Below are 15864 nucleotides of genomic sequence, written 5' to 3'. Positions count from 1 at the left end.
GCGATCTTCCGCGGGCCTTTTCGTTCTCCGCCCGTGGGGGGCCACCGTCATGTCCGCATCCAGAGAACTCCGTCCGCGTCGCATGCTGCCGAGCGGAACACCACGCTCGGCGCGCGGCCTGCTGGCCGCGGCGTCGGCGGCGCTCGCGATCATCGCCCTCAGCGATCTCTTCGCCGTCTTCGCCGGAGCCCGGATCTACCTGCTCATCGACGAGGAACAGGGATTCGCCGCCGCTCCGCAGCAAAGGCTGGACGCCGCCTACTCGCTGTACGAGACAGCCGGCGACCTTCAAGGCAACGTGTACCTGCCCTGCGCGGCCCTCTTCGTCGCCTGGTTCTTCCGGACGCGGCGCAACACCGGGCTGCTGGCACCCGATCGGTTCCGCAAGGGGCCGGGCTGGGCGATCGGCGGCTGGCTCATCCCACTGGCGAACTTCTGGCTGCCGTACCGCATCGCCGTCGACATGTGGGGTGCCGCGACACCCCTGCCCGCCGGCGGGGAGCCGTACCGGACATCGATCTGGCCCGTGAACCTGTGGTGGGGGCTGCTCGTTTCCAGCACGTTGTTCGACTGGTACGCCGCGTCGCGATACCAGAGCGCCGAGGCCCTCACGGAGATTCGAGCCGCGGTGATGCAGTACATGGCAGCGGACGCTCTCCACATCGCCGCTGTCGTGGCCGCCGTGTACTTCGCCGCCCGCTTGACGTCCATGCACTGGCGGAAGGCGACGGCAAGCAGCCCTTACAGCGCGTGAGGCGACGAGGCGTGCGGCAGCACCACCGCGCGGCCGTCGATCTCCCCGGCGTGCAGGCGCTCGTACGCCTCGGGCGCCTGTTCCAGTGTGAAGGTCTCGACGCGGGACGACACGAGACCCTGGCGTGCGAGCTCCAGGACCTCCATGAGCTCCGTCCGGCTGCCCCAGTAGGGGAAGGAGGCCGACACCTCGAACGGCAGACCTCCCCCGAAGCCGACGGCCAGGGTGCCCCCGCCGAGGCCGACGACGGTGACGTCGCCCGCCACCGCCACCGACGCTGCGGCGACCGCCAGGGTCGCCTCGGCCCCGACGAAGTCCAGGACGACCTCCGCTCCCGTACCGCCGCTGAGTTCGCGGATCCGCGCGGCCGCCTCGCCGTCGGAGAGGAGCGTCTCGTGGGCGCCGACCTCGCGGGCCAGCTCCAGTTTCTCCTTGCTCACGTCGAGGGCGACGACCCTGGCCGGGGTCAGCGCGCGCAGCAGTTGCACGGCGAGATGACCCAGACCCCCGACGCCGATCACCACCGCCGTGCTGCCGGGCAGCAGCTTCGGCAGCGACCCGCGGAGCGCGTGATACGGGGTCAGTCCGGCGTCCGTGAGGGGTGCGGCCTGCACCGGGTCGAGTCCGTTCAGGGGCACCAGGTGCCGGGGCGAGTCCACCAGGAGGTACTCCGCCAGGGCACCGGGTGAGCCGAGTCCCGGAGGCAGGATGCCGAGCCCGGCGGCGTGCGGACAGCAGTTCTCCCTGCCCGCGGCGCACTGGTGGCAGCGCCCGCAGCCCCAGGGGCCGTACACCGCCACCGCCTCGCCCTCCGTCACGGCGGTGACGCCGGCGCCCAGCGCCGCCACCGTGCCGACGCCCTCGTGACCGAGTGTCATCGGCAGGGCGTAGGGGAACTGCTCCTCGGGCCAGCCCATCACCGCCAGATCGGAGTGGCAGAGCCCGGCCGCCGTCACCTTCAACAGCACCTGGCCCGGGCCGGGTTCGGGTACCGGGACTTCCACGACCTCGGGGGCGTGCCCCACTCGCCGGTACTGAAGTGCCTTCATCATCAGAGCTCCTTGCCGGTGGTCGGGTCCGGCCGGGTTCTCGCCCGGCGGCGCAGGACGGTGGGCAGGGCGATCCGGCCCCCCGTGAGGACGAGCGCCACGATGAGGACCGAGCCGGTGAACAGGCTCGCGGCCCACTGCGCGCTGGTGGCGAGCCCGAGTCCGGTGATGCCGGTGCCGAGCAGGAGGACCGCGAGGACCGTGCCCCAGGCGTTGAAGCGGCCCGCGCGCAACTGGGTCGCCCCGACGAAGGCGGCGGCGTAGGCCGACAGCAGATACGGGGTGCCCGCGGTCGGAGATCCGGAGCCGACCGAGGCCGTGAAGACGACACCGGCGAAACCGGACAGCAGCGCGGAGGCCACCAGGGTCAGAAAGCGCAGCCGGTCGGTGCGCACCCCTTGCAGCCGGGCCGCGTCGGCGTTGAATCCGGTCGCGTACAACCGGCGCCCGGTGGCGGTGTGTTCCAGCAGGAACCAGATGGCCAGGGCGGCGAGCAGCAGGTACAGCACCGGCAGGGTGACGCCGCCGGCGTCCAGCTGGGCGATGCTCGCGAACGGCTCGGCGAGCAGCCGCACACCGGTGATCGAGCTGTCGTTGGTGACCATGGTGATCAGGGACTGGATCAGCGCACCGGTGGCCAGGGTGGCGATGAACGAGTCGACGCGCAGGACCACCACCACGATGCCGTTGACGACCCCGACCAGCAGTGCGGCGGTCATCGCCAGGGCGATGGCAGTGCCGGGCCCGAGCCCGGCGGAGACCATGAAGTGGGCGGTCAGCACGCTGGTGAGCGACATGGTGAAGGCGATGGAGAGGTCGAAGACGCGGGCGGCCAGCGGTGGTACGACGCTGAGTGCGACCAGGCCCGCCACGGCGTTGCCGTTCAGTACCTGCTTGACCGTGATGGTGGTCGGGAACGTGTCCGGCGCCCAGACGGTGAAGAGCACGACGATGACCAGCCACACGTACACGGCGCCGATGTTGCGGAACGACAGGGCGGCCGCCGCCCGTCGGGCCCATGTCCCCGGTACGTACACCGCGGATCTCTCCGGTGCGGACGGCGGGAGCTCCGCCGCCCGGGTCGGGGTGGACGTCATGTCACTCGGTTCCTTCCAGGGCTCATGTCACTCGGTTCCTTCCATGGCGTGCACGAGCGCGGGCTCGGTGATGTCCCGGCCCCTGATCTCCCGTGTGATCCGGCCGTCCCGCACCACCAGGACGCGGGTGCACAGCGCGAGCAGGTCCTGTGTGTCGGAGGAGGACACGAGGACGCCCATGCCCTCGTCGGCCTGACGTTCTATCAGGTCGTACAGCTGAAGTCGGGTGGCGATGTCCACGCCCGCCGTGGGTTCGCACAGCGCCAGCACCGGCGGCCGCCCGGCCAGACAGCGGGCCATGACGACCTTCTGCTGGTTGCCGCCGCTCAGCGTGGTGATCCGGGCCCCGCTCCCGGCCGTACGCACCCCGACCCGCCGGATCCAGTCCTGCGTCAGGGCGGACTCGCGGCGCCGGCGCAACCGCCCGGACCGGGAGCGCAGCCGGTCCAGGAGCGGCAGGGTGAGGTTCTCGCCGACCGAGAAGTCGCCGATCACACCCTCGCCCGCCCGGTCCGCCGGTACCAGGGGAAGGCCCAGACCGCTCGCGTCACGCGCCTCGGTCCACCGCTCGGAGCGCTCCGGCAGCCGCAGCCTGCCGCTCACCCGCCCGGCATGGGCCCCGCACACGGCGTACGGCACGATCTCGTGGCCGGAGCCGACAAGACCGGTGATGCCCAGGCGCTCGCCCCCGGCCAGGTCGAAGTCGACTCCCCGCAGCGGCCCGGCCCACAGGTCGCGGACCTCCAGCACGGGCTTGGTGGGACCGGAGGGGGACGCCGGACGGTGCGCGGTCTCCATCTCCTCGCCCGCCATCAGCTCCGCCAGCAGGCGCGGAGTGAGTTCGGCGACCGGGCGGGTGGCGATCCGGCGCCCGCCGCGGATCACGGTGACCCGGTCGGCGAGGGCGAAGATCTCGTCCATCCGGTGCGAGACGTACAGGACACCGGCGCCGGCGTCGCGGACCTCCCGCACGATGTCGAAGAGACGGGCCACCTCGCCGGGCGGGAGCACGGCGGTGGGCTCGTCGAGCACCAGGACCCCGCGGCGGCCCTCCCAGCCCTGCAGCGCGGCGGCGATGGCCACCACCGTGCGCTGGACGGGGGTCGCCGTCATCAGGGGTCTGCGTACGTCGATGCCGAGGCCGAACCGTTCGACGAGGGCGCTCGTCCGCCGCTCCATCTCCGGCCAGCGGATGTTGCCGAACGCCGTGCGGGCGAAGCCGTGGCTGAGCGCGAGGTTGTCGATGGCGCTCAACTCGCCCACCAGCCCCAGCTCCTGGTGGACGAAGCGGAGCCGGTCGTGGCGGGAAGCCGCGACCTGGCCGAGGCCGAAGGGCTCGCCGTCGAGTTCGGCCACCGCACCCGGCTCCGCGTGGTGGTAGCCGGCGAGAATCTTGATCAGGGTGGACTTGCCGGAGCCGTTGGGCCCGATCAGGGCGTGGATCTCGCCGGGCATGACCTCCAGATCGACGTCCTCCAGCGCCTGGGTGCCGCCGAATCTCTTCGACAGGGCGGTCACCCGCAGCACCGGCCCGGTCAACTCAGTCCCCACAGCGCCTTGAACTGCTTCTTGTAGCCCTCGACGATCGGGAAGTCGCCGTCGGCCGAGGGCAGGTTGTCCTTGGTGACGAGCATGTTGGGCAGTGCCGCCTTCTGGCCCAAGGCCATGGACTGGCCGGTGAAGTGCCGGGCCAGCGCGTCGGCCTGGAGCCAGGCCGTCTCGTGCGAGTTCAGCGCCATCGCGCCGTCGGTGAGACCGCCCTGGATGTACTGGTAGTTCTGCGCGTCACCGACGTTGACGACGATGTGCTTGCCGGTGATCCCGGCGGTCTTCAGCGCGGCCGGCACGCCCACGTTGAGCAGGCCCAGGGAGAAGACGACATGGGTCACCTTCGGGTGCGACCGGAGGTACGACACCACGCGGTCCGGCATGTCCTTGCCCACCGCGGTGATCGGCACGTCGACGTTGTCGAGCGCGCAACCGTCGCACCATTCCTTGTACTTGGCCGCGAAGGAGTCCTTGACGGGCTTGAGGATCGTGTAGGCGGGCAGGTCGAAGTAGACGGTGTCCGCCTTGGCGCCGCTGTTCGACACCACCCACGAGGCGAGCATCTCGCCCTGGACGCCGACGTCCTTCGGCCCGTTCTTCAGCAGGGAGATGCCGTCGCCCGTCACGTCGTCCGCGTTCGACTGGATGACGGGGATGCCGGCCGCCTTCAGCTGTGCCAGCTGCTTGGCGTAGACGGCACGGGGGAATCCGGAGGCGACGACGGCGTCCGGCTTGTCGCGTACGGCCTGCTCGTAGGCGGCCTGGACGGACTCCGGGGTGCCCTGGGTGGCGATCTGCTTCACCTGCCAGCCGAGTTCCTTCGCGGCCTCGGTGAAGAAGTCGGCGAGGTCCTTGCAGGACTGGACGCCGCAGAGGATGAAGTCGATCTTCTTGCCCTTGGGGATCGCCTTGCCCACCGGCTCGGTCACGGAGATCGTGGCCGGGCGCTCGGAGTACTTCGCCAGGGCTGCGCGGGCAGCCGTCAGGCCGGGGGAGCCGGGCGCCCCCGCCTGTGTCGAGTCGGTGGCCGGAGTGGTCCCGGTACCGCATGCCGCGAGGGCGAGCAGGGCGGTGACGGGGAGGGTCGCGGTGACGGCGCGGCGGACCGCGCGACGGGGTCTGGAACTCATCGTTGAGCACTCCCGTGGTGTGACGGAGAAACTTATGAGGCACTACAGCCTCAAGTGGGTCGGAGTGTGACATGCCCCGGCGGGCTTGGGGAGAGGGTTGCCGCAAGAAATTCCGGAATAACGGTGCGAAAGTGCGGTGACCTCGTCAGGTACGGAGATCGTCCACCAGCACGAGTGTTGCTCCCGGCGGCAACCGGTAACTACACTCAATCTAAAGTTTCTGCTGGAGGAGAGATGATGGACGAAACGTCGGAACCGGCCACGGCACGGTGCCCCGGGCCCAGCGTCCAGGACTACCTCGACCAGGACAGCCGCCCCGTTCCCCCCGCCCTGAGGTACGAGCGGAACGACTACCTCGGCAGCGAGGACATCGACACCGCCCGTTTCACCTCCCGCGAGTGGGCCGAACGCGAGATGCGGCAGGTCTGGCGGCGCGTCTGGCAGTTCGCCTGCCTGGAGAGCGAGATCCCCGAGGTGGGCGACCACGAGGTCTACGAGATCGGTGACGACTCCCTCATCGTCGTCCGCACGGCTCCCGACGAGATCCGCGCCTTCGTCAACGTCTGTCTGCACCGCGGCCGCAAACTGCGCACCGGCGGCGGCAACGTCAGCGAGTTCCGCTGCTCGTTCCACGGCTTCGCCTGGAACCTCGACGGCACGATGCGGACCCCGCCCTGCGCCTGGGACTTCCCGCACGTCACCCCGGAGAAGTTCGCCCTCCCCGAGGCCCAGGTGGCCACCTGGCGCGGCTTCGTCTTCATCAACATGGACCCGTACGCCGAGTCCTTCGACAGTTACCGAGGCACCTTCGACGACTACTACATCTGGCCGCTGGAGAACCGCTACAAGTCGCTGCACATCGCCAAGGTGCTGCCCTGCAACTGGAAGGTCGCGCAGGACGCGTTCATCGAGTCCTTCCACGTGATCGCCACGCATCCGCAGATGCTGACGTGGCTCGCCGACGCCAACTCGCAGTACGACGTCATGGCGGACCAGCCGAACTGGAACCGCATGATCAACATCCAGGGCGCGCCCAGCCCGCACGTGGCCGACTCGGTCACGGAGGAGGACGTCCTGGAGACCTTCTACGACTCGCGTTCGTTCTATGCCGCCGCCCAGGGACGTGACCTGGTGATGCAGGAGGGTGACGAACTGCCGGCGATCCCGCCCGGGGGCACCGCCCGGCAGGTCCTCGCCGCGCGGATGCGCGAACAACTGGCGGCCACCTCGCAGCAGGACTTCTCGGAGACACCCGACACCGAGCTGCTGGACGCCATCAACTACTTGCTGTTCCCCAATTTCAACCCCTGGGGCGGCGCCAAGTCGAACATCATCTACCGGTTCCGGCCCAACGGCCTCGACCCCGACTCGTGCACCGCCGAGATCATCTTCATGTCGTCCCCGAAGCAGCCCGGCGAGACGCCGCCCCCGGCGAAGATCCGCTGGGTGCCGGAGGACACGCTCTTCGCCGACATACCCGAACTCGGCGTGCTCGGGCCCGTCTTCGACCAGGACTGCGAGAACCTGCCCTACGTCCAGCAGGGCCTGAAGGCGATGCGCAAGCCGGGCATCACCCTGGCGAACTACCAGGAGAGCCGTATCCGCCACTTCAACCAGACGCTCGACCAGTGGATGAGCAGGTGACCCACCGGGTGGCGGTCAGGCCCTCCGGCGTCGAGCTCGAAGTCCTCGACGGCGAGGACCTGTTCACCGCCGCCGGGCGGCTCGGCTACCGCTGGCCCACCGTCTGCGGCGGCAAGGGCACCTGCCGTACCTGCTTCGTCCAGGTCGAGGAGGGCGTCGAGAACTGTTCCCCCGTGGGCCCGCTGGAGCGCGAGGGCATCGAGGCCCTGCGCAGACCGGTGGACGGCCTGACCCGGCTCGCCTGCCGGCTCCGGGTCGAGGGCCCGGTGACCGTGACCAAGCGCGGCGTACGCCGCCGAGTGCAGGAGTGAGGCCCCCGTGTCCAAGCAAGTGATCCACCCGCTGACCGGCCATGTGTACCGGCTCACCGAGGACGGCCTGGTCGAGGTGACCGACCCCAGGACAGGGGTGCAGGGCGTCTTCGACTTCCAGGCCCGGTGGCAGTCGGGCGAACTGCGCCACGCCGACCTCCAGATGGCCGGCTGGGTCGGCCGCCTCGCCCAGCGGCGTGAGACCCGGCAGCCGGAAGAGTGACCCCATGACGCCCCGCACCACCCGAGTGGTCTGCCTGGTGCGCCGGCCCGACGGAGAACCGCTCCCCGGCGACTTCGCCGTCGAGGGGCGCCCGCTGCCGCCCGTGGGGGAGGGGCAGCTGCTCGTCCGCAACCTCTACATGAGCGTCGACCCGTCCATGCGCGGGCGGCTGTCGACCACCGAGAAGCACTACACGCACAACTTCACCCCGGGCTCGCCGCTCGACGGCCGAGCCCTCGGTGTCGTGGAGGAGAGCCGCTGCGCCTCGGTGCCGCCGGGCACGTACGTACGTCATCAGCTCGGCTGGCGGGAGCGGGCGGTGCTCGACGCGGCGGCCGTCGACGGCGCCGGCCGCATCGACCCGGCACTGGCGCCGCTGCCCACCTGGCTGGGCCTGCTCGGCCAGACCGGGTTCACCGCGTACGTCGGCCTGACCCGTGTCGCGCGACTGCGGCCGGGCGACACCGTCTTCGTGTCGGCCGCGGCCGGCGCCGTCGGCACCGCCGCCGGCCAGTTCGCCCGCCTGCTGGGCGCGGACCGCGTCATCGGGACCGCCGGAGGGCCTGACAAGTGCGCCCTGCTGGTGAAGGAGTTCGGCTACGACGCGGCCGCGGACTACCGTGCCGAGCCGGTGCGCGACGCGCTGGCGCGACTGGCACCCGACGGCATCGACGTGTACTTCGACAACGTCGGCGGTGAGCAGCTCGCCGCCGCTCTGCACGCGCTGCGGACCGGTGGCCGGGTCGCCCTGTGCGGCATGATGTCGCAGTTCGGTGGCGCGGGGCGGACCGTGGACATCAACCAGTTGATCCAGGCGGTCCTCAAGCGACTGACGCTGTCCGGGTTCATCGTCCGCGACCACGAGGACCTGCGGCCGGAGTTCGAGCAGCGGGTCGCGGGCTGGCTCGCCGAGGGCCGGATCACCGCGCGCGAGACGGTCGCCGACGGCCTGGAGAACGCCGCGGGGGCACTGCTGTCCCTGCTGGGCGGCGGCAACGTCGGCAAGATGCTGGTGCGGCTGGACGATTCCCGCTGAGACTGCCGGAAACGGCGCCCCCTGGCGGGGGCGCCGTTTCAGCGCATGGGATGTGACGCGGCGACGGTGTGGGCCGTCAGGGACACCCCGACGCGGGCCAGCCCCGCGACAACCGTCCGGAAGTCCTTGATGTGCGGGGTGGCGAAGTGCTCGTCGAGGGCCTGCCGCGAGGTCCAGTGCTCGAACACCCGGATTCGCCGCTCGTCGTCTGGATCGGCGGTCATCGCGTAGTCCAGACAGCCGGGTTCCTCCTCGCGGGTACGCCGGCCCAGTTCGACGAGGGCGGACAGCACGGTGTCGCGGTCGTCGGGTGCGTAGTCCATCCAGCCGGAGACGATGAGTTCCTCAGCCATGGCGGTCCTTTCGAGGTCGCGCCCGCGGGCCCGTCGCTCCGGTGCAGGGAAGCGACGGGCCCGCGGAGTTCTCAGATGCCGAGCGGGGCGGGAACACTGTCCACGGTGACCGTGCCTTGCTCACCGTCGACCGTGATCATCATGCCGTCCCGCAGCCGTCGCGTGCCGCCCTCGACGGAGATGACGGCCGGGATGCCCAGCTCACGGCAGACCACCACGGCGTGGCTGTTGAGCGCGCCCACATCCACGACGGCCGCGCCGGCGACCAGGAACAGCGGGGTCCAGGCCGCGTCCGTGATCGGCGCGACCAGCACCTCGCCGGGCTCCAGCGCCTCGCAGGACGCCGGGTCGGTGACCACCCGGACCCTGCCGGTGTACGTGCCGTGGCTGCCGCCGACACCCCCGAGAACATCGCCCTCGACGGCCGCCTCGGTCCGCTCCTCGGCGCGGCGCGGCCAGGTGTCGATCTCGGTCTGCGCGTCGTCGGCGACGAAGAACGGCGGTTCCAGCTCGTGCAGGCCCGCGTACTCCTCGAGGCGCCGCGCGATGACCGGGCCGAAGGACTCCGGGGCGGCGACGTAGTCGTCGAGTTCCGTGTCCAGCAGCATCATCACGTCCTCGGGCCGGGCGAAGAGCCCCGCCGCGACGCCACGGCGGCCGAGCTCCCGTACGGCCATGCGGATCTCGTTGACGACGGTGACGCAGTTCGCCTTGGTGCGCTCGCGGGCCGGGATCCACACCCGGGAGGCGTGCATGCCGGCGTCGAACATCGGCTGCGCCTCCTCGGGCAGCACGGCCCGGATCTCCCGCGCCGTCCGCTCGCGCCCCTCGGTCAGCCGTGTGCGCCGGGCAGCCGGGGAGTCGTCGTCGGGGCTGTGCCGGATCCGGTCGACCAGGGCCAGCGCCTGGACGGGTGCCGCCTCCCACGACAGCGCGTGGATGTCCCACTCGTTGGGGCCGCGGTCGCCGGACTCCGCGAGGAACTCCTCGAACGAGTCACGGAACGCCTTCACGTCCCCGCTCGCCCCGTCGAGTGCCCGCTCCACCGCGGCCGGACCCTGGTCGAAGAGCGCGCTCAGTTCGGCCGAGGCCGCCACCTGCCGGGACAGCGTCCACAGCCCGGTCGACGGGGAGGCGGAGTCGACGTCGCCGAGACCGCCGATCAGGTCGAGCATGGCACCGGGGCGGTCCACGCTCGCGCACAGCGGGCCGAGGATCGCCGGCCCGACGGACGCGGGCAGCGACGACTCGACGTGCCGCTGGAAGGTCGTCTCCACCTCGTCCAGCAACGACCGTGCGTGCGCCACCAGTTCGGCGTCGGACAGCCTCGCCAGGCCGGGTCGCGAACGGCGCAGGGCGCGCAGCCGTTCCCGGTCGGCGTCGGCCTCCGGGAAGCCGGCCTGGCCGAGCATCCGCTGGAGCGTCGCACCCGCCTTGGCGGTCAGCTCCTCGTCCTGGTCGTCCGGGTGCGCCAGGTACACCGGCGTGTCGGAGCGCTGACCGACGAAGGCCGCGTCGATCTGGTCCGCTGTCTGTCCCATACGGATACCGAACAGCCGCATGTGGGACAGGTTCAGGTAGAAGTGGCCGCCGAACATGCCGACGAACGGCGGCCGGGGGCCGGCCACCTCCTCCTCGCGGTAGATGCCGAACCCGACGAAGCCGCGACGCCAGCCCTGCAGGCCCCGCCCCCAGACCAGGGTCCAGCCCAGCGGGCTGGCGGGTTCCGGCAGGGTCTCTCCCGCGTTGGCCCGGGTGTAGTGCGGCAGCCGCTCACTGCGCTGCCAGTCCGTGATCCAGCTCTTCATGACCGAGGTCTCCCGCTGTCCGTGCCCGCGCCTACCACTGCGCTGTTCCGCCGTCGACGCTGATCAGCGTGCCGGTGATACCCGCTCCCGCCTCGCTCGCGAGCAGCGAGGCGACCGCCGCGATCTGCTCCACCGTGGTGATCTTCTTGGTGGCGGCGTGCTCGGCGAAGCGGCCCAGCCAGTCCTCGTAGGAGATGCCCTCGGCCTCCGCGGCGGCGGGACCCGCGGCCCGCATGAGGTCGGTGTCGACGGCGCCGGGGCAGATGGCGTTGCAGGTGATGCCCTGGGTGCCGTACTCGAAGGCGGTCGCCTTGGTCAGGCCGTGGATGGCGTGCTTGTTGGTGATGTAGTGACTGATCGCGGGCTTGTTGGCCTGCTTGCCCTCCACCGAGGAGATGTTGATGATGCGGCCCCAGCCGCCCTCCAGCATCTTCGGCAGGGCCCGGCGGGTGCCGTAGAAGTAGCCGTTGACGTTCAGGTTGAGGGCGTCGTGCCAGGCCTCGTCGCTGAGCTGGTGGATCGGGGCGAAGCCGGAGCTGCCGCCGACGTTGTTGACCCAGATGTCGAGCCTGCCGAAGCGCTCGGCGGCGAAGTCGGCGAGGCCCTCGATGTCCTCCTGGCTGTTGGCGTCGCAGGGGTGGAAGACGGCCCGGTCCCCGGCGTCCATCTCCTCCAGGGCCTGCTTGCCCTTGACCTCGCTGCGGCCGCTGATGACGACCGTGGCGCCGTCGGCCAGGAATGCTTCGGCGATGGCGCGGCCGATGCTGCGCGTGCTGCCCGTGATCACCGCGACACGTCCGTCGAGGCTGCCCGTAGCCACCATGGTGTTCTCCCGCGAGTCTTGTTGGTTGCTCACCTGGCGGCTCTGGGGGCTGCTGTGTCCAGGTGCTGATGGATGGTGCGGTGGAAGTGCTGGAGTCCGGGCTCGTTGCGTCCGAAGACGAAGTCGGTCCCGTCGAGGGCCTTCAGGCCCTGCTGGACTCCGTAGGTGGTCGCGTAGTCCTCGTCGCGGACCACCTCGTGGAACCATGCGCCGAACCGGTCGGCGGCCTGGCGCTCCTCCTCGGTGACCGCCGGGTCCCGCAGCAGGATGATCTGCTGGGTCACCGACTCGGTCGCCGTCCGGGGGAGCACCAGGGAGACGGCGATCTTCTGGCGCCAGCCGCCCGCGATCGCGAGGCCCGGGAAGAGCCAGTAGATGGGCCCGACACAGTCCCCGGGGTCACGCTGGTCCGGCGGCAGCTCGACCGCCTGCGCGATGGGGCGCAGGGCCGGTGCGATGCGCTGGTGGGGGCCCCAGGTGTCGTGGGCCATCATGTTCGAGAGGTTCGTCTCGAACACCGTCTTGGGGTGCAGCGAGGCGAAGTGGTACGTCTCCAGGTACCCGTCGAGGGTGACCTTCCAGTTGGGACTGGTCAGCTCGCTGGTGGCGTAGTGGTGGCAGTCCGCCAGCCGGAGGCCCTCCAGCAGGGGCTGGAGGTCGCCCAGCCAGCCGTCCAGGTCGGGCTCGGCCGCCGGGTCCAGCGAGACGAAGACGATCCCCGCGCGCTCCCCGGCCGGGAGCCGGACGAGACTGCGGCCCTCGCGCGGCACCTCGCCGAAGGTCTTCTCCGCGTACACACCCCGCAGCTCTCCGGCCAGGTCGTACGACCAGGAGTGGTAGGGGCAGGTGAGCCGCTTCGACACCCCGCATCCGGGTTCCAGGAGCTTGGCTCCCCGGTGCCGGCAGGCGTTGATCATCGCGTGCACGGCGCCCTGACGGTCACGGGTGATCAGCACGGGGATGCCGAGCACGTCGATCGCCTTGTAGGTGTTCGGCCCGGGAAGCTCGCAGGACATGGCGAGCGGCAGGGGGACGCTGCGGTGGACGGCGTCCGTCTCGCGCTGCCAGCGGTCGGCGTCGAGGTAGTTGGCGACGGGTTCCGTCCACTGGCCGTCCGCCTCGTGCGTCGTGTTGTCGCGGTAGTGCGTCATCACACGCTCGACGAGTTCGGCGGCCTCCCGCCGCATCGTCAGGGACGCGGCGTCGGTGGACCGGTCCTGGCTGATCCACGACGCGTATTCGGGGGCCGATGGGGCCGAGGAGGCCAAGGGGGCCGACGGTACCGAGATCGGCGACCTGGGTTCGGCGTCTGTTCCCCGAATCTCCGGCGAACTGGTTTGGACCACGATGTCCTCACATCCTCCCAGCCGCGAGCCGGTGACCGGCTTCGGAATGCGACAGCTGGGCTGTGTCCGAAACGACAACAGGACTTAGTGTGGTCTGTCAATAGAAAGTGGCGAAGTTGCCGCTCGGTGTCCCGTGGGGGTGGGTGTGATGGTCATGACCCTGCCGTTCGAGGTGGGCGTGGTGGTGCGGGACCTGGAGCTGATGGAGCGCTTCTACTGCGGCGTGCTCGGCTGCCGCGCCGAGCGCCGCTCGGGCGTACCGGAGTCCGTCGGCGGCCCGGCCGGCCTCGGCGGCGAGCTGGTGGTCGCCTGGCTGCGGGTGCCCTGCGGGGGGTGCGTCAAGTTGATCCTTCCCCGGTCGGCCCCGGTGGCGGCGGGCGCGGCGGCCTCGCCGGCCGGGCGTCTGGGGCTGTCGTATCTGACCTTCCATCTCGACGACATGGACCCTGTGGTGGCGGAGCTGCCGGCCGCGGGTGCCCGGCCTCTGTCGGACCCGGTCGTCGTCCGGGCCCGTGGCCGGCGGATCAGCTTCTGGGCCGATCCGGAGGGCAACGTCGTGGAGTTGGTGGACGCGCGTGCCGACGACCCCGGCCCGGGCCATAGTAATTAGAGACGCTGTTCAGTAAGGTGCCCCTGCTGGTTACTGTAGACCAGCACAAGTAAGTCCGATTGCTTGGCAACCTCCCTCGGACGAAGGGGCGGACGGTGGCTCAACGAGTGTCAACGGCGTCGAAGAAAACCACGCAGGTCAGCGCGCAGGTCATCAAGGACCTGCACGAGCGCATGGTGCGCATCCGGCTGTTCGAGACCGAGGCGGGAAAGCTCATGGAGGCCGGCAAACTGCCCGGCTTCCTGCACCTCTATGTCGGCCAGGAAGCCGTCGCCGCCGGCGTGATGGCGGCCCTGCGCGACGACGACCAGATCACCTCCACCCACCGAGGCCACGGGCACGCCGTGGCCAAGGGCGTCGGCTTCCGCGAGATGTACTCCGAGCTGTACGGCCGGGTCACCGGCGCCTGCCTCGGCCGCGGCGGGAGCATGCACATCAACGACCTCACCCGCGGCATGCTCGGCGCCAACGGCATCGTCGGGGCCGGCGTCCCGATCGCCGTGGGCGCGGCCTTCGCCGCCCGGTACAAGGGCGAGGACAACGTCGCCGTGACCTTCTTCGGCGACGGCGCCACCAACATCGGCGCCTGGCACGAGGGCGCCAACATGGCCGCGATCCTCGGCCTGCCCGTGGTCTTCGTCTGCGAGAACAACGGCTACGCGGAGTTCACCCCGCAGTCCGGGCACATGCTGCTCACGGATGTCGCCGACCGCGCCGCCGCCTACGGCATGCCCAGCGTGATCGTCGACGGCATGGACGCGGCCGCCGTCCACCGGGCCGCCGTCGAAGCCGTCGAACGGGCCCGGTCCGGCGCGGGCCCGATGATGATCGAGGCCAAGACCTACCGCTTCTTCGACCACCAGGGAGTCAAGGGCCTGCGTCACCCCTACCGCTCCGACGAGGAGGTCGCCGAGTGGAAGACGCGTGACCCCATCGACCTGCTGGAGGCCCGGGCCGTCGCGGACGGCACCGCGACCCGTGCGGAGCTGGACGACGTATGGCGGCGCACGCGCGACGAGATCGCCGAGGCCATCGCGTACGCCGAGGCCAGCCCGCTGCCCGACCCCGCCGACCTGCTGCTCAACGTCTACTCGGGATGACCGCCATGACCACCACCACCGAGGCACCGGCCGTCACCCCGGTCGCCGCCCCCCGCAAGCTGTCCTACGTCAAGGCCTTCAACGAGGGACTCGCACAGGCCATGCGCGAGGACGAAAACGTCTTCGTCGCCGGTGAGGACGTGGCCGGATACGGCGGCGTCTTCCGCATGTTCGACAACCTGCTCGACGAGTTCGGCCCCCGCCGCATGATCGACACCCCGATCTCCGAAGCCGCCCTGGTCGGCCTCGGCGTGGGAGCCGCCGCCCGGGGCCTGCGGCCCGTCGTCGACCTGATGTTCATGGACTTCATCGGCGTCTGCCTCGACCAGATCGTCAACCAGGCCGCCAAGATGAAGTACATGTTCGGCGGCGCGCTGTCCGTGCCGCTCACCATCACCACCGCCTCCGGCGCGGGCCTCGGCGCCGCGGCGCAGCACAGCCAGAGCCTGGAGGCCTGGCTGGCCCACGTGCCCGGCCTCAAGGTGGTCATGCCCAGCGACGCCTACACCGCCAAGGGCCTGACCGTCTCGGCCATCCGGGACGACAACCCGGTCGTCATCATGCTCAACAAGGTCCTGCTCGGCAGCACCAGCGAGGTGCCCGAGGAGATCTACGGCATCCCCCTCGGCCAGGCGCACACCGCCCGGCACGGCTCCGACGTCACGGTGATCGCCCTGGGGCGCATGGTGGGGGAGGCCCTCGCGGCTGCCGAAGAACTGGCGGCCGAGGGCGTGGAGGTCGAGGTGATCGACCCCCGCAGCGTGCAGCCGCTGGACACCGAGACGATGTTCGCCTCCGTCCGCCGCACCAACCGGGTGCTCGTGGTGCACGAGGCCGTCACCTTCGGCGGACTCGGAGCGGAGATCGCCGCCCAGATCCAGGACGCCGCCTTCGACTACCTGGACGCGCCGGTGCTGCGCATCGGCGCCCCCTTCTCCCCGGTTCCCTTCTCCCCGGTCCTGGAGAAGGCGTACGTGCCCGATCGCGCCCGCATCGCCCAGGGCTGCCGGCGTCTCCTCGAAAGGGCGTGAC

General features: G+C 70.7%; 16 protein-coding genes. 8 read left to right on the top strand and 8 right to left on the bottom strand.

What is annotated here, in order from left to right; all coding sequences use genetic code 11:
* Positions 1-49: 49 nt before the first annotated feature.
* A complete protein-coding gene (locus ABFX81_RS19770) occupies positions 50-754 on the top strand; it encodes a DUF4328 domain-containing protein (protein ID WP_346138412.1) in 705 nt (234 codons plus the stop codon).
* Here ABFX81_RS19770 and ABFX81_RS19765 read toward each other — a convergent pair.
* Genes ABFX81_RS19765 through ABFX81_RS19750 form a run of 4 tightly spaced genes read right to left on the bottom strand, consistent with a single transcriptional unit; the run spans position 742 to position 5578 of the window.
* Positions 742-1803: an alcohol dehydrogenase catalytic domain-containing protein gene (locus ABFX81_RS19765; RefSeq protein ID WP_086847900.1), complete on the bottom strand. Its 1062-nt coding sequence runs from the start codon at positions 1801-1803 to the stop codon at positions 742-744. The genes ABFX81_RS19770 and ABFX81_RS19765 overlap by 13 nt on opposite strands.
* 2 nt (positions 1804-1805) lie before the next feature.
* Positions 1806-2900, bottom strand: a complete 1095-nt coding sequence (locus ABFX81_RS19760) for an ABC transporter permease subunit (RefSeq protein WP_086847898.1) — start codon at positions 2898-2900, stop codon at positions 1806-1808.
* Between the two features lie 27 nt (positions 2901-2927).
* The gene (locus ABFX81_RS19755) at positions 2928-4451 is read right to left on the bottom strand and encodes a sugar ABC transporter ATP-binding protein (protein WP_346138411.1); all 1524 of its coding nucleotides are present in this window, start codon (positions 4449-4451) and stop codon (positions 2928-2930) included.
* The gene (locus tag ABFX81_RS19750; RefSeq protein WP_086847894.1) at positions 4436-5578 is read right to left on the bottom strand and encodes a substrate-binding domain-containing protein; all 1143 of its coding nucleotides are present in this window, start codon (positions 5576-5578) and stop codon (positions 4436-4438) included. The genes ABFX81_RS19755 and ABFX81_RS19750 overlap by 16 nt, the downstream gene beginning before the upstream one ends.
* A gap of 237 nt (positions 5579-5815) precedes the next feature.
* Between ABFX81_RS19750 and ABFX81_RS19745 the strand changes: the two genes are divergently transcribed.
* Genes ABFX81_RS19745 through ABFX81_RS19730 form a run of 4 tightly spaced genes read left to right on the top strand, consistent with a single transcriptional unit; the run spans position 5816 to position 8792 of the window.
* Positions 5816-7222 (top strand): aromatic ring-hydroxylating oxygenase subunit alpha, encoded by a 1407-nt coding sequence (locus ABFX81_RS19745; RefSeq protein ID WP_346138410.1) that lies wholly within the window; start codon positions 5816-5818, stop codon positions 7220-7222.
* Complete coding sequence (locus ABFX81_RS19740; RefSeq protein ID WP_346138409.1) at positions 7207-7533, top strand: 2Fe-2S iron-sulfur cluster-binding protein; 327 nt, start codon at positions 7207-7209, stop codon at positions 7531-7533. The genes ABFX81_RS19745 and ABFX81_RS19740 overlap by 16 nt, the downstream gene beginning before the upstream one ends.
* A gap of 7 nt (positions 7534-7540) precedes the next feature.
* Positions 7541-7756, top strand: coding sequence for a transposase (locus tag ABFX81_RS19735; RefSeq protein WP_086847888.1), 216 nt, complete (start codon positions 7541-7543; stop codon positions 7754-7756).
* Between the two features lie 4 nt (positions 7757-7760).
* Positions 7761-8792 carry an NADP-dependent oxidoreductase gene (locus ABFX81_RS19730; RefSeq protein ID WP_346138408.1) on the top strand — a complete coding sequence of 344 codons (1032 nt, stop codon included), beginning with the start codon at positions 7761-7763 and terminating at the stop codon, positions 8790-8792.
* Between the two features lie 38 nt (positions 8793-8830).
* Here the strand turns inward: ABFX81_RS19730 and ABFX81_RS19725 are convergent, their stop codons facing one another.
* The 4 genes from ABFX81_RS19725 to ABFX81_RS19710 all read right to left on the bottom strand — a co-directional run bounded on the left by ABFX81_RS19725 (position 8831) and on the right by ABFX81_RS19710 (position 13044).
* Positions 8831-9145, bottom strand: coding sequence for an antibiotic biosynthesis monooxygenase (locus ABFX81_RS19725; RefSeq protein ID WP_086854703.1), 315 nt, complete (start codon positions 9143-9145; stop codon positions 8831-8833).
* Positions 9146-9216: 71 nt separating this feature from the next.
* Positions 9217-10953 carry a PEP-utilizing enzyme gene (locus ABFX81_RS19720; RefSeq protein WP_086854704.1) on the bottom strand — a complete coding sequence of 579 codons (1737 nt, stop codon included), beginning with the start codon at positions 10951-10953 and terminating at the stop codon, positions 9217-9219.
* Positions 10954-10984: 31 nt separating this feature from the next.
* Positions 10985-11809, bottom strand: coding sequence for an SDR family NAD(P)-dependent oxidoreductase (locus ABFX81_RS19715; RefSeq protein ID WP_346138406.1), 825 nt, complete (start codon positions 11807-11809; stop codon positions 10985-10987).
* Complete coding sequence (locus ABFX81_RS19710; RefSeq protein ID WP_346138405.1) at positions 11806-13044, bottom strand: aromatic ring-hydroxylating oxygenase subunit alpha; 1239 nt, start codon at positions 13042-13044, stop codon at positions 11806-11808. The genes ABFX81_RS19715 and ABFX81_RS19710 overlap by 4 nt, the downstream gene beginning before the upstream one ends.
* Positions 13045-13276: 232 nt before the next feature.
* Between ABFX81_RS19710 and ABFX81_RS19705 the strand changes: the two genes are divergently transcribed.
* From ABFX81_RS19705 to ABFX81_RS19695, 3 genes are all read left to right on the top strand, one after another.
* The gene (locus tag ABFX81_RS19705; RefSeq protein WP_346138404.1) at positions 13277-13732 is read left to right on the top strand and encodes a VOC family protein; all 456 of its coding nucleotides are present in this window, start codon (positions 13277-13279) and stop codon (positions 13730-13732) included.
* A gap of 95 nt (positions 13733-13827) precedes the next feature.
* Positions 13828-14832 carry a thiamine pyrophosphate-dependent dehydrogenase E1 component subunit alpha gene (locus ABFX81_RS19700; protein ID WP_346138403.1) on the top strand — a complete coding sequence of 335 codons (1005 nt, stop codon included), beginning with the start codon at positions 13828-13830 and terminating at the stop codon, positions 14830-14832.
* A 5-nt stretch (positions 14833-14837) separates the two neighbouring features.
* On the top strand, positions 14838-15863 hold the full coding sequence (locus ABFX81_RS19695) for a pyruvate dehydrogenase complex E1 component subunit beta (protein ID WP_086854708.1): 1026 nt from the start codon (positions 14838-14840) through the stop codon (positions 15861-15863).
* Position 15864 lies beyond the last annotated feature (1 nt).

Source organism: Streptomyces coeruleofuscus, from assembly GCF_039532725.1.
GTDB classification, from domain to species: domain Bacteria; phylum Actinomycetota; class Actinomycetes; order Streptomycetales; family Streptomycetaceae; genus Streptomyces; species Streptomyces coeruleofuscus.
This window is presented reverse-complemented; position numbering and strand designations above follow the sequence as displayed.

Excerpts from the sequence above, each read along its gene's own strand:
- ABFX81_RS19770 (WP_346138412.1), top strand. The coding sequence starts at position 50 with ATGTCCGCATCCAGAGAACTCCGTCCGCGTCGCATGCTGCCGAGCGGA.
- ABFX81_RS19760 (WP_086847898.1), bottom strand. The coding sequence starts at position 2,900 with ATGACGTCCACCCCGACCCGGGCGGCGGAGCTCCCGCCGTCCGCACCG.
- ABFX81_RS19705 (WP_346138404.1), top strand. The coding sequence starts at position 13,277 with ATGACCCTGCCGTTCGAGGTGGGCGTGGTGGTGCGGGACCTGGAGCTG.
- ABFX81_RS19725 (WP_086854703.1), bottom strand. The coding sequence starts at position 9,145 with ATGGCTGAGGAACTCATCGTCTCCGGCTGGATGGACTACGCACCCGAC.
- ABFX81_RS19730 (WP_346138408.1), top strand. The coding sequence starts at position 7,761 with ATGACGCCCCGCACCACCCGAGTGGTCTGCCTGGTGCGCCGGCCCGAC.
- ABFX81_RS19745 (WP_346138410.1), top strand. The coding sequence starts at position 5,816 with ATGGACGAAACGTCGGAACCGGCCACGGCACGGTGCCCCGGGCCCAGC.
- ABFX81_RS19765 (WP_086847900.1), bottom strand. The coding sequence starts at position 1,803 with ATGAAGGCACTTCAGTACCGGCGAGTGGGGCACGCCCCCGAGGTCGTG.
- ABFX81_RS19720 (WP_086854704.1), bottom strand. The coding sequence starts at position 10,953 with ATGAAGAGCTGGATCACGGACTGGCAGCGCAGTGAGCGGCTGCCGCAC.
- ABFX81_RS19750 (WP_086847894.1), bottom strand. The coding sequence starts at position 5,578 with ATGAGTTCCAGACCCCGTCGCGCGGTCCGCCGCGCCGTCACCGCGACC.
- ABFX81_RS19695 (WP_086854708.1), top strand. The coding sequence starts at position 14,838 with ATGACCACCACCACCGAGGCACCGGCCGTCACCCCGGTCGCCGCCCCC.